The following is a 12,619-nucleotide window of genomic DNA, read 5'->3' on the forward strand; positions in this document are numbered from 1 at the left end:
AACTTTACAAAGCTGTAAATTTTATTGTTGTTGTAATGTTGGGACGAATTTATCAGAAATGTAGGTGAAATACGAAATTTTAGTGTTGTATAAGTTTTTCAAAATATGTAACGTTGACAGAACGTAAGTAATTTTTGCGTAACTATAATAATAAATTCTGAGGACATCCCCATGAAGAAAAACAAACTCGCGAATGCGGTTCTGTTTGCTCTTATGTCTTCGAGCTTAACGTTGAGCGCATCTGCAGTAGCGCAACAACAGCAAGACGAAGACGAGCAAGAAGAGCAAGAAGAAGAGCAGGTCGAGCGCCTGAAAGTTACCGGTTCACGCCTGAGCCAAACCGATATGGAGAACGCATCTCCAGTCGTTATTATCAGCGATGAAGACATCAAAAACCGTGGTTTCACTACTGCCTTTGATGCACTGAAAAACCTCGCGCAAAACACCGGTCAAATCCAAGGTGATGAATTTGGTTCGCAGGGTGGCTTCACCCCGAACGCGCAAACCATCAGCTTACGTGGTTTAGCACCAGGTCAAGCACTGATCCTATTAAATGGACGTCGTTTGGCTGAAAACCCAACGCCTTACAACGGACAAAGTAACTTTGTCAGCTTGTCATCTATCCCAACTGCAGCGATCGAGCGTATCGAGGTACTGACCAACGGTGCTTCTGCAATCTACGGTTCTGACGCAGTTGCCGGTGTAGTGAACATCATCCTTAAAGACGATGTTGATAGCACAACTGTGTCGGTCATGGGCGGTACGACCAAAGATGGCGGCGGCGACGAAGTGCGTTTGCAAGTTGCTTCGGGTATCACCACCAGCGACATGTCATGGACTTATGGTCTTGAATACCACGACATTGACCCGATTTTCGCAAGCGACCGTGATTGGTTAGATTCAAACTTTGACTCGCCAACAGGTGGTTCTTACAGCTACGGTATCGTCGTACAAGACGCTTACTCAGGCTTAAATGTTGACCCAGGTGATGGCTGTGAGCGTTCAGGCTCAGGTTACGAGCGCCGGATGCGCACCAGCACCGCGAGCGGCCGTGAACTTGGTTATTATTGTGCGACAGATACGGCGGGGGACTACTCGATCCAAAACGGACGTGAGAAACTTTCTGGTTTCGTATCTGGCTCAATGGATATCTCAAACAATACCGAGTTCTTCCTTGATGCATTGGTTACTACTCAAGAAGCTCAAAACCGTGGCTTCCGCCACTTTATTTTCGAGCCAGTAATCGAGCCAACGCCTGATGGTTCAGGTAACTTGGGCTGGGGTAATTACCTGCTCAAACAACGGATGTTCTCGTTTGAGGAGTTGGGTCCTAAATCAAGCTCTTTTGATGAAAAGAACATCAACGTAACTGCCGGTATGCGCGGCATGTTGTCAAACTTCTACGAGTGGGAAGTTTCTTACAGCCACAGCGTTGCTGATTTCGAAAGTCGTCGCGCATGGTTAAAGAATGAAGTCGTAATGGACTACTTCTTCGGTAGTGATGAAGCGTTTTACCCTGGTTTCCTAGATGGCAACGGTCAATATGACTTCTACGCGCCGATCACGGACGAAATGCGTAACGAATTGTTGGGTGAACAGGTCATCAATGGTGATTCTTATTCGCGCACCTTATTCGGAAGCATCTCTGGTGATTTATTCGAAATGCCGGCAGGCATGGCACAGTTCGCTGCTGTCGTCGAATACAATAAGCAAGGCTACGATCTCATGCAGGACGAGCGTACGCTGAGTGATACCGAAGTCAGCTGGTGGGGCCTCACCGGTACAGAAGGTGGTGGTGATCGTGACCGTTGGGCGCTCGGTATGGAATTTGGTATTCCATTGCTTGAAACCTTAGATCTGTCACTGGCGGCGCGCTACGATAAATATGATGATGACACTACTGATGTGGGTGGTCGTTTATCACCGATGGTCGGTTTGGAGTATCGTCCAATTGACTCGTTGCTGCTTCGTGCGACCTACGGTAAGAGTTTCCGTGCACCAGATATGCACTACGTATTTGCTGGCGATAGCGGATTCTACACTACCGTGTATGACTGGACAGCTTGTCGTGAAGGCTTCGTAGCTGATGGCGGCAACCCTGACGACTTCATCCCGAGTGGTGCGAACTGTCAACAGTATACGGCTAATATTGAAGGTACGCGTGCAGGTTCGACGACTCTTGAAGAAGAGAAAGGCACCAACATCGGTGTCGGTATCGTCTATGACCTTACTGACAACCTCAGCTTCACTTTGGATTGGTACGAAATTGAACTCGAAGATATCGTAACAGACGAGAGTGTGTCAGGTCTGATTGGTGACGAGTACGATTGTAACTATGGCCTTGATGGTCGTGACCCAGATAGCGCATTCTGCCAGAACGTCTACAGCAAAATCGAACGTGCTGGTGGCGATGATGTCAACGCGGGTGACTTAACGGGTGTGAACGTTTCGCCAACGAACGCGTCGCGTCAGTTGATCTCGGGTTATGACGCAACTGTACGTTACAATTACCCAACTGAGTTTGGTGATTTCACGTTCCGTGCTGAATACACCAACACGCAAAGCTACAAGTATCAGGCGACTCCAGAAGACGAGTACACTGATTACCGTAACCTAGCGTCATTCTATGACCCGCGTACCAGCTTAACGGGTGTGGTTGGTTATCAGTACCAAGACTTCGCGGTTTATCTGACCGGTCGTCGCGTCGGTAGTACACCTTGGGATACTCAGCCAGCTGAGCACTCAAATCCAGACAGCGACCAGTTTGGTGATGTATCGCGTACCTCTCCGTACGTCTACTTCAACCTTACTGCTCAGTATCGGTTGACTGACAACTCGTCAATTACCTTCACAGGTAACAACATTACTGATCGTCGCCCACCAGAAGATGATACGTGGACTAGCTGGCCGTACTACAACATCTTCGCCTACGGCGGTGCGTCACGTGGAGCGAGCTACTACCTTGAGTATGTTCATCGCTTCTAAGTTGTTGATGTAAAGAGGTTTATGCAAATCGCATAAAATCCAAAAGCCGACTCGTAAAGGGTCGGCTTTTTTGGTTGGTTGGGTCGGAAAGGCAGCTTGGGATGGGACGAAGGACAAAGATTTAACTGTTATTGATGAAAAAATCGCTATGAACGCTCATTTTTTGGCTGATTCTGTGTTGCCGAATCAGTTTTTTTTGATTAGTATCGGGCAAGGACAAGTCAGAAAGCGTAAAGTTCACCACGATTTTTGGCGTGTTCACAACTTGCATTTAGTCAAACTAATTGCCTGTTCAAACTAGTTATCACTATTAAAAGTGATCCAGGGAGAAGATATGTATACTAATAACAAATTAGCTAAGTCGATCCGCTTAGCTCTTATGTTTGGTGGTGCCTCACTTGCGATGTCAGGTGCAGCAATGGCACAAGACCAAAACCAAGATCAAGAGCAAGCTGAAGAAGAAGCGCAAGAGCGCATTCAAGTAACAGGTTCACGTATCAAGCGTACCGACATGGAAGGTGCTGTTCCTGTAACAGTAATCGACCGTGAAGCGATTGACCTATCTGGTGATATGTCAGTTTCTGACCTTATCCGTAACACAACTTTCAACTCTGCTGGTTCGTTCCGTCCGCAGTCTGGTAGTTCAGCTCAGGGTATCGCAACCGTAGGTATGCGTGGTCTTGGCGCATCACGTACCTTGGTACTTGTCGATGGCCGTCGTTTGACCATGTCACCTTCAACTGGTTCAAGCCAGGATTTGAACGCCATTCCAATCGGTGCTGTAGAGCGTATCGAAGTATTGTCTGATGGTGCATCAGCAATCTACGGTTCTGACGCAATCGGTGGTGTAATCAACGTTATCACTCGTAAAGACTACAACGGTGCACAAATCACTTTGGGCGCTGGTGAAGTTAGCGTACCTAGCGAAGGCGGTGACCGCGAGCAAGGTAGCGTATTGTTTGGTTCTTCTGATGCAAACACTTCAGTATTGGGTGGTGTTTCTTGGAACACGCGTGAAATCGTATATGCACGTGCGTACCCTTGGACAGATCCAGGTTCATCAGTTTATGGTAACAACTTCCAATCATGGGCTACTGGCGTAATCCAGCAAATCCCAGGTGGTTGTTCTGAGCCAAACTTCTTTAACCTTGAAGTGAACGGTGCAACTCGCTGTCAGTTTGACTTTACCTCTACTAACGCGAACGAAGCATCTTCTGCTAACGAATCGTTGTTCGTAAAAGTACAGCATCAAATCAACGCTGACTGGACTTTCTTCAGTAATGCTAGCATCGCTGAAACTGAGTCATTCGGTCGTTACGCTCCAGCCCCTGATTCAAACGGCTTCTACGGCGGTTTGTTACAGAATGCTGACAGCTACAACAACCCAACGAACCCAGATGCGTGGATCTACGATCCAAACAACCCTAACGCAGTAGCGTATGACCCAGCCCTCGTTGGTCCTCAGTCAAACGTATACTTCTATCACCGTTTCGCAGCAATGGGTAACCGTGATACTACTGTAACTAACCGTAACAAAGACTTCTTAGTCGGTTTCACTGGTATGGTTGCAGATCAAGAAGTTGAATTCGGTTATCGTCGTGTTCGTAACAACAGTGCTGAAATCGGCGACGGTTACTTGGCAGCAAACACTGCTTGGACCTTCGTAAACGAGTTCAACCCAGGCTACTGTTCAGACGGTTCTTTCGACCCATCTGCATGTTACTACGGTTATGACTTGCAATTCCCAAGCCAAAACCCTGCTGACGTATTGGCTGGTGGTGTTGTAACAACTTCACGTATCTCTGACTTCGACATCGACGAGTACTTCGCAAACACTGCGTTTGACGTGATGGAAACTGAAGCTGGTTTCATCCAAGCATTCGTTGGTTTCGAGCACCGTAAAGAGCGTTATCAAGATAAATACGATTCACAATCAGAAGCTGGCCTAGTCGGTGGTTCTGCAGGTAACTCTGCAGGTGGTGGTCGTACTGTAAACGCTGCGTTCTTCGAGTTGTTGGTTCCAGTAACTTATGACTTCGAATTGAACTTCGCAGGTCGTTATGACCGTTACTCTGACTTCGGTAGCAACTTCTCTCCGAAAGCAAGCTTCCGTTGGAACGTAACTGAAGACATCGTATGGCGTGCATCATGGGGCCAAGGTTTCCGTGCTCCTAGCTTGGACATCTTGACTCAAGCAACCTCGTTCTCTGCTGACTCAGTTATCGACCCAGATACTTGTGAAATCTTGACTGGTGATCCAGAAGAATCATGTCAGATCAACGCGTACTATCGTGCTAACCCAGACCTAGGTGCTGAGGAATCAACTCAGTTCACTACTGGTATCGCGATGAACGTAACTGAAGGTCTGAGCTTCACTTTGGACTACTATGATATCGAGATTGAGAACCTGATCACTCAGTTCACTTCTCAAAGTATCCTTAACCTGATCGACTCTGGTGAAACATTGCCGCCGGGTATCGAAGTAATTCGTGACCCTAACACCAATGCAATCACTCGTATTAACGCAGGTTACGGTAACCGTGGTATCATCCAGACTCAAGGTTTGGACTTGAACGCACGTATGAACTGGGACTTCGGTTCTGCTGGTGCATTGACCAACCAGTTGTACATCAGCCACTTGCTGAACTACGAGTCTGATTCAGGCCGTAACCAAGTACGTGACTACGGTTTGCCACGTCACCGTGCAAACTTCAACAACACGTATAACTTGGAAGACTGGACCTTTGCATACAACTTGAACTTCATCGGTTCACAGTACTTTGATTTCGATGAAGACATGAACCGCATCGGTCACATCGGTTCTTACACCACTCACGACGTACAAGTATCTTACGATACTCCGTGGGACAACAAGTTCACGTTCGGTGTACAAAACGTATTCGAGAAGCTGCCTAGCTTGCAGTCTCAAGATACTCGTGAGTACAACTACAACTTGTATGATGGTTGGGGCCGCGTCTACTACGTACGTTTCCAACAAAACTTCTAATCTAGAAGTTACTATAAAAAACGGGACCTTCGGGTCCCGTTTTTTGTTGCTCGCTATTCGCTGTTTGTTGTTTGTTTAAACAAAAAGCGAACGCAGTGAGCGTGCAAACAGCGAACATCAAACATCGCTTTCAGATATAAAAAAAGGCCGCGATATGCGACCTTTATAATGAATCCTATAACAGCAGCTTACTTGGTGAGCTTTAGGGTCCAGCCGAAAGGGGAGCCGTCGATTTCGAGGATGTCCAGCTCGGCGCTTGCACCTTGCTTTTCTGCTGCTTTCACTAGCGCTGTCGCTTGCTTCTTGTTGAGCGCAGCTTCGAGCTGGTCTTGCAGGCGTAAGCGGTGATCATTAAGCACATGGTATTCATACGCCAGCTGACGTTTGCAGTCATCAAGGTTTTTAGCGTTCATCACCTCAAAGATACGAGCAATACGGCGAACCACGTCGTTGACGTAATTCAGCTCTTGTGGCTTCGAGAACTTCTCTTGTAGAGCTTTCATCATCCATTGAATGCTGCGGGTCAGCACTTGATTGTGCGGATAGTTGGCCCAGCCGTCAGCGCCAATTTGTGGAATCGCCTGACTGGCGAGGTCTAATAGCATGTCGCTTTGTTGGAAAAGCGGCGTGTTCTCAAGGATCTCAGTGAGTACGGTCACGCCAACTTTAGAGTCCTTAACTAACGCACTATCCGTATGGTGCATCACAGCAACAAATTTACCTTGTGGTTTAAGTTGCTTGATGACAGCTTCTAATGCTTGTTTTTGTGGGGCATATTCAAAGGCGAACTGGGCAATCATGACGTCGATAGCGTCGGCGTCAAATGGCATTTTTTCAATCGGTGTTTCGCTGTGAAACTCGATTTTCTTGAGTTTTCGCGCAATTGCCGGAGATTTCTCAAACTGTTCAACAGGATTGATCTTTGCGGCATCGATGCCGTGCACAGCAAACTCTTTCTGATTGGTAATGCCAAAGTTCTGCGCTAATAGTGCGAGAGCCCCGTTACCAGTACCTAAGTCAATAACGGTTGCGCCGCGCGGCACATCCTTTAATTGTTGTTCCCAGAACTTTTGTAAATCACCGGTGTAGCCACTGTTAGCGTCACCCTCAGCAAAACTATTGAGCACCCCTGAGGTATGCCAATATTTTGACCAATGTTCCATGTTTACTCCTCTGTGTCGTAACGACAATCTCATGGCGTCCCCGGCAGGAGTCGAACCTGCGACCTGCCCCTTAGGAGGGGGCTGCTCTATCCAGCTGAGCTACGGGGACCAGTTGAATTCGCTAGGCGCTGAAAATTACTCAGCGCCAATGTGTTTATCAAAAAACGCTTCTAGGCTTTCATATAACTCAAACCGGTTTTCTTCAATTTGATAGCCGTGGCCTTCGGCTTTGAGCATGGATTGGTAGGGAATTCCTTCCTTCTCCAGCGCTTCGGTCAGCGCTTCGTACTGCTCCATAGGCACACGCACGTCTTCAGTACCATGCACAATGTAAAGTGGTACTTTAATCTTATCAACATTGTGAGCAGGAGAATTTGCTTTCAAGACCTCCTCATCGGTGCCAAGCACATGGTCTAAGTATCGACGTCCACTTTCGCGCTTCGGAATATCCCCCCAGCGCTTCATGACAGGCAGACTATAAACCCCCACATATCCCACAGAGCACTGATAGAGATCCGGTTCACGAATAACGCCCATCAACGAAGCGTAGCCGCCATAGCTACCTCCGTAGATACAGATACGGTCTTCTGCAGCATAACCTTCCTCAATCGCCCACAAAGTGGCGTCGGTGACGTCATCCTGCATTTCGCGGCCCCATTTGCCGTAACCCGCTTCCAAGAAGTCATCACCGTAGCCACCAGAGCCGCGGAAGTTAATTTGTAACACCGCATAACCGCGATTGGCGAAGAACTGGTTTTCCGGTACAAAGCCCCAAGTATCCCGTGGACCGTGCGGGCCCCCATGGACATTGACGATGGTAGGCAGTGCACCATGTTTATTCTGGGTGTATCCGTTCGGTAGGGTGAGGTAACCTTGGAGTTCGAGACCATCACGCGCCGTAACTGTAATTGGCTGCACTGTTGCCATATCACTTGCGGCAATCGTTGGGTAGGGTGAGGCAATAAATTTAGCCTCTAGTGTTTCCAAATCGAACAGGTAATATTGGCCCGGATTAACGTCAGATGTGACCTGAACCACCGCTAATTTGCCGTCAGCAGTGGTGCTGGTGATTTCAACTTGCTCTCCACCAAATGCATCGGTAAGCGCTTGCACTATCTCAACGTCCGAGCCATCGGTCAGATAGTGACGTTCGATTTTGCCTGGCATTGACTCTACAGCAATTGGGTTACCGTCAGAGCCAAAAATCACTCCAGAAAGATCGGCTATCTCGTTATTGTAGAGCTGTTTAAACTCTTCCGTGGCGGTATCAAACTGGTATAGCGCGCGTGTTTTGGTGTCAAAGTCAGCGGTTACATAAGCATAGCGATTGTCTTTCGAAAAGCCGCTAAAGCCCAATGAGCCGCCTTCGTCAAATGCATCAATATGGAATTTTTTCCACTCATCGGACTCATGCGGTTTGTAATTGAGGTAAAAGGTGCCTTTGCCAAACTCGTCGTCGCTGGTTTCTTCATAGCTAAAACTCGCGCGGAGTTCACCGCTGTTGTCCGCAAGTAACTGGCCCGGTTTATCGGGTTGATCGTCATGATAGTAAGTGCGGCCATCGTCAACATTCAATTTATGAGCGAACATGCCGCGCTCACCGCCGTAAAGCTTACCAATCAAAATATGCTCTTTATCATTTGGTAAGGAACTCAGCATTGTCCAGCCTGACTGTCCCCAACGAATGAGCTCGCGACGATTTGAACCATCGGCATTGGCTGCATATAGGCTTGGTGGTGAGCCGCGATCATCGAGGTAACCGACGAACTTACGTCCAGTGAAGATGATGCGCTCATCATTCACCCAACGAATATTAGAAAAACGTTGGTACTCTCCAAACGAGAACTTACTCGCGAGCTTTTGTTCTTCACGATCAAAAATGAATATCGCGTCATTGATACCTTCGGTCGACTTAATTGCAAAATACTTGCCCGTTGGTGAAATGATCACGCCGTTATAGACCGGGTGGGTAAAGAAGTCCTGCACAGAGTACTGTTTGACTTCTGGTAGCTGCTCAGCATGTGCTTGTGGCACGGCGATAAAAGAACTAGCGCTTAGCGCGAGCCCTAAAGAAAGGATGAAATGACGCAAAATAAACTCCCATTGACATGCAGCGGCGTCCAAGCCTACTGCATACTTCCGTTGCTTTAACTTTATTATCGTTTTTATAACAACCTTCAGTTTGCCAGAAAGCGCCGCCAAGGCCAATGCTCTCAGGGATAAAAAGCAGACATAAAAAAACCGGCCAAAAGGCCGGTTTTCTCAGAAAGCTAAGAAGCTTATAGCGCGTTGATTTTCGCGCTTAGGCGGCTCTTATGACGAGCTGCTTTGTTTTTACCGATAAGACCTTTAGTTGCGTAACGGTCAAGAATCGGTTGAAGGCCAGTAAATGCCTGCTGAGCAGCCGCTTTGTCGCCTGCATCGATAGCAGCAATTACTTTCTTCAATTGGGTACGCATCATTGAGCGACGGCTCGCGTTGTGGCGACGGTTCTTTTCCGCCTGTACCGCACGCTTTTTCGCAGACTTAATATTAGCCAAGGTGAACTCCTAAAATTCGTTAACTATGTGCATTGGTTTTATAGGGCGGGGAATATGCCTGTTTTCGAGGCCAAAGTCAAGAGCGTTGTTTGCTATTTGCTGTTCGTTGTTTGATAAAAGAGGTTATGCTGTTGTTTGCAAGGAGGCAACTATGTACAAGAATTTAAAAGTTTATCAAAGCGCTATGGATTTGTGTGTGGTAATTTATGAACTCACACGAAAACTGCCGTACGAAGAGCGATACGGGCTGGTTTCGCAGATGCGTCGCTGCGCAGTCTCAGTTCCCAGCAATATAGCTGAAGGTGCTGGGCGCCGCTCATTTCGGGAACAAGTTAGATTTTATTATATCGCTCGAGGTTCTCTGGCTGAGTTAGAAACACAGCTCGAATTATGTTTTCGGCTCGGATATATTTGTGAGCAATCGATGATTAACACGAAGCAGACCTACCAATTACTCAATGGACTGATTCGAAGCACTAACCGACGAACAACGAACAGCGAATAGCAAACAACGAAGTTGAGGCTCTCTTGTCTAAATCTCTTATGAAATCTGGGATTATTGTCAGCGCGATGACGCTGATTTCGCGTGTGCTTGGTCTGGTGCGCGACGTTGTGATCGCGAATTTAATGGGTGCGGGGGCAGCCGCTGACGTTTTCTTCTTTGCCAATAAAATTCCAAATTTTTTGCGCCGATTGTTTGCTGAAGGTGCGTTCGCACAGGCGTTTGTGCCCGTTTTGACAGAGTACCGGCAGGGTAAGGAGCTCGATGCGCAGCGGCTGTTGATTGCGCGGGTGTCGGGTACCTTAGGTACACTGGTTACTATTGTGACGTTGGTGGGTGTGATTGCGTCGCCGATTGTCGCAGCGTTGTTTGGTATGGGCTGGTTTGTGGATTGGTATACCGATGGGCCGCAAGGGCATAAGTTTGTGCTCGCGTCTGATTTGCTGCGCATTACCTTTCCTTATTTATGGTTTATTACTTTTACGGCGCTTGCTGGGGCGGTGCTGAATACGCTTGGTAAGTTTGCGGTGGCGGCGTTCACGCCAGTCTTTCTGAACATTGCGATTATTGTGGCGGCGCTGTGGTTGGGGCCGCAGCTTGAGCAACCTGAATATGCCTTGGCATGGGGTGTGTTTTTTGGTGGGTTGGTGCAGTTTTTGTTCCAGATCCCGTTTATGAAGCGCGCTGGTTTATTAGTTCGCCCACAGTGGGGCTGGAGTGACCCTGGTGTCACCAAGATTCGAAAGTTAATGATTCCGGCGTTGTTTGGGGTGTCGGTGAGTCAAATCAATCTGCTTCTTGATACCTTTATTGCTTCGTTCTTGATGAGTGGTTCGATTAGTTGGTTGTACTATTCGGATCGGTTGTTGGAGTTTCCATTAGGCTTATTTGGGATTGCGATTGCGACGGTTATTTTGCCAGCGTTGTCTTCGCGTCATGTAGATAAATCAGCCGATGAGTTTAGCCGAACGTTAGATTGGGGCATTCGCAAGGTTGTCTTACTCGGTTTGCCCGCTATGGCGGGTCTGATTGTGCTGGCAGAGCCGATGTTGATGGTGCTGTTTATGCGCGGTGAGTTTACGCCTGAAGATGCGCGCTTTGCTTCCTACAGTCTGTTCGCCTACGGCTCTGGTTTGTTGAGTTTCATGTTAGTCAAAGTGCTTGCGACTGGCTTCTACTCGCGCCAAGACACCAAGCGTCCAGTGAAGTATGGCATCATTGCTATGGTCTCGAACATGGTGTTTAACGTCATTTTTGCGATTCCGTTTGGTTATGTGGGACTTGCCATCGCTACCTCTCTGTCGGCGGCAGTGAATGCAGGCTTGCTCGGCTACAATTTATGGCGTGATGGCGTGTTAAAACGTTATCCAGGCACGCTGACTTATTTGACCAAAGTCACGTTAGCCGTTGTCGCAATGATTGCCTTGCTGCTTTATCTAGGACCGAACCGCGAGTGGTGGCTTGCCGCCGCGTTCATGGAGCGCGTCTGGCAGTTGGCCATGTTGGTTGGCGCCGGCGCCGGTGTTTTCTTGGTAACGCTGCTCCTGCTCCGCGTCAAAATTCGTTAATCGTTATTCGTGATTCGTCCGCTTTGCTGTTCGTCCGCTACGCTGTTCGAAAGTGCCCCCCGAACAGTGCAGAGCACGGACGAACAGTGAACGCAGTGAACGTACGAATAACGAACAACGCTTTTGATGGGACTGAATTTGGTCCAAATTTAGACCTTTCGCTGAATTAGGGCTATACTCCTAGTTCTTCAAACAGCCATGGAGCTTTGCCATGTATACCGTTAAACGCCCCCGTGTGACCACCGTTTCTGGGTTTAAGAAAGAAATTGCAACGATGGATGTGAACGAACCTGTTTTGGTAACACAAAACGGGGAGCCGCTGTATGTGGTGCAAGATCCTACCCAATATGAAGCCATGCAAGAACAAATGGCGATGCTGAAAATGATTGCCCTAGCTGAAAAGGATGTTCGCGCGGGTCGTGTGGTGAGCCGTGAAGATCTGTTCAAAGGATTGGCAGAGGAGCTCGGGGAAGATGACGATCGCGATTGATTATACCAGCCGATTTAAATTACAAACGCGAGATTGGGTAAAATACCTTTCCCGAGATATTGGATACAGAGCCGCGCAACGCTATGTGGACGACATCCTCGACCGTTTTGAGCTGCGGGTAAGCACATTTCCAAAGGGGTGCAGCCAATGCGCCGAAAGCGAAGTTGTAGGCTTTGGGCACTATTACGAGTTCATCGATACCAAAGCGCAGGTTCGGATTATCTATCGACTCGTTGAGGGACCTGATTTCCATATATCGGCATTATTGTTTCTTCGCACACGACAGAATTTGCGTGATCAGCTATTCAAACTAGTACTAATGACACCCTAGTGTCTGGTGAGCGTTTAGCGAGCCTGTTATAAT

At 48.0% G+C, this 12,619-nt stretch carries 9 protein-coding genes and 1 tRNA gene; 6 read left to right on the top strand and 4 right to left on the bottom strand.

Going from position 1 to position 12,619, the window contains the following annotated elements; translation table 11 throughout:
* The first annotated feature begins 171 nt into the window (after window positions 1–171).
* A complete protein-coding gene (locus tag CWE21_RS07095) occupies window positions 172–2,985 on the top strand; it encodes a TonB-dependent receptor plug domain-containing protein (protein WP_157982740.1) in 2,814 nt (937 codons plus the stop codon).
* A 334-nt stretch (window positions 2,986–3,319) separates the two neighbouring features.
* The gene (locus CWE21_RS07100; protein ID WP_126833767.1) at window positions 3,320–5,992 is read left to right on the top strand and encodes a TonB-dependent receptor plug domain-containing protein; all 2,673 of its coding nucleotides are present in this window, start codon (window positions 3,320–3,322) and stop codon (window positions 5,990–5,992) included.
* A gap of 188 nt (window positions 5,993–6,180) precedes the next feature.
* Here CWE21_RS07100 and CWE21_RS07105 read toward each other — a convergent pair whose 3' ends face one another.
* The 4 genes from CWE21_RS07105 to rpsT form a co-directional block, all read right to left on the bottom strand.
* Window positions 6,181–7,155: a class I SAM-dependent methyltransferase gene (locus tag CWE21_RS07105; protein ID WP_157982741.1), complete on the bottom strand. Its 975-nt coding sequence runs from the start codon at window positions 7,153–7,155 to the stop codon at window positions 6,181–6,183.
* A gap of 32 nt (window positions 7,156–7,187) precedes the next feature.
* Window positions 7,188–7,264, bottom strand: a tRNA-Arg gene (locus tag CWE21_RS07110).
* Window positions 7,265–7,290: 26 nt separating this feature from the next.
* Complete coding sequence (locus tag CWE21_RS07115) at window positions 7,291–9,246, bottom strand: alpha/beta hydrolase family protein (protein WP_126833769.1); 1,956 nt, start codon at window positions 9,244–9,246, stop codon at window positions 7,291–7,293.
* Window positions 9,247–9,434: 188 nt separating this feature from the next.
* Entirely contained in the window at window positions 9,435–9,695 is a 261-nt protein-coding gene (rpsT, locus tag CWE21_RS07120; protein ID WP_126833770.1) for a 30S ribosomal protein S20, read from the bottom strand.
* 151 nt (window positions 9,696–9,846) lie between these two features.
* Here rpsT and CWE21_RS13595 point away from each other — a divergent pair, with 151 nt between their 5' ends.
* From CWE21_RS13595 to CWE21_RS07140, 4 genes are all read left to right on the top strand, one after another.
* A complete protein-coding gene (locus tag CWE21_RS13595; RefSeq protein WP_126833771.1) occupies window positions 9,847–10,200 on the top strand; it encodes a four helix bundle protein in 354 nt (117 codons plus the stop codon).
* Window positions 10,201–10,223: 23 nt separating this feature from the next.
* Entirely contained in the window at window positions 10,224–11,765 is a 1,542-nt protein-coding gene (gene murJ, locus CWE21_RS07130; RefSeq protein ID WP_126833772.1) for a murein biosynthesis integral membrane protein MurJ, read from the top strand.
* A gap of 211 nt (window positions 11,766–11,976) precedes the next feature.
* A complete protein-coding gene (locus CWE21_RS07135; RefSeq protein WP_126833773.1) occupies window positions 11,977–12,255 on the top strand; it encodes a type II toxin-antitoxin system prevent-host-death family antitoxin in 279 nt (92 codons plus the stop codon).
* Window positions 12,239–12,586: a hypothetical protein gene (locus CWE21_RS07140; protein WP_126833774.1), complete on the top strand. Its 348-nt coding sequence runs from the start codon at window positions 12,239–12,241 to the stop codon at window positions 12,584–12,586. Before CWE21_RS07135 ends, CWE21_RS07140 begins: the two co-directional genes overlap by 17 nt.
* Window positions 12,587–12,619: the final 33 nt, after the last annotated feature.

Origin of the sequence: Pseudidiomarina aquimaris, assembly GCF_003987395.1 — a bacterium.
Lineage (GTDB): Bacteria > Pseudomonadota > Gammaproteobacteria > Enterobacterales > Alteromonadaceae > Pseudidiomarina > Pseudidiomarina aquimaris.

Bases quoted from the DNA above. Each gene is read 5' to 3' on its own strand.
- CWE21_RS07095 (WP_157982740.1), top strand. From the start codon at position 172: ATGAAGAAAAACAAACTCGCGAATGCGGTTCTGTTTGCTCTTATGTCT.
- CWE21_RS07100 (WP_126833767.1), top strand. From the start codon at position 3,320: ATGTATACTAATAACAAATTAGCTAAGTCGATCCGCTTAGCTCTTATG.
- CWE21_RS07105 (WP_157982741.1), bottom strand. From the start codon at position 7,155: ATGGAACATTGGTCAAAATATTGGCATACCTCAGGGGTGCTCAATAGT.
- CWE21_RS13595 (WP_126833771.1), top strand. From the start codon at position 9,847: ATGTACAAGAATTTAAAAGTTTATCAAAGCGCTATGGATTTGTGTGTG.
- CWE21_RS07135 (WP_126833773.1), top strand. From the start codon at position 11,977: ATGTATACCGTTAAACGCCCCCGTGTGACCACCGTTTCTGGGTTTAAG.
- CWE21_RS07140 (WP_126833774.1), top strand. From the start codon at position 12,239: ATGACGATCGCGATTGATTATACCAGCCGATTTAAATTACAAACGCGA.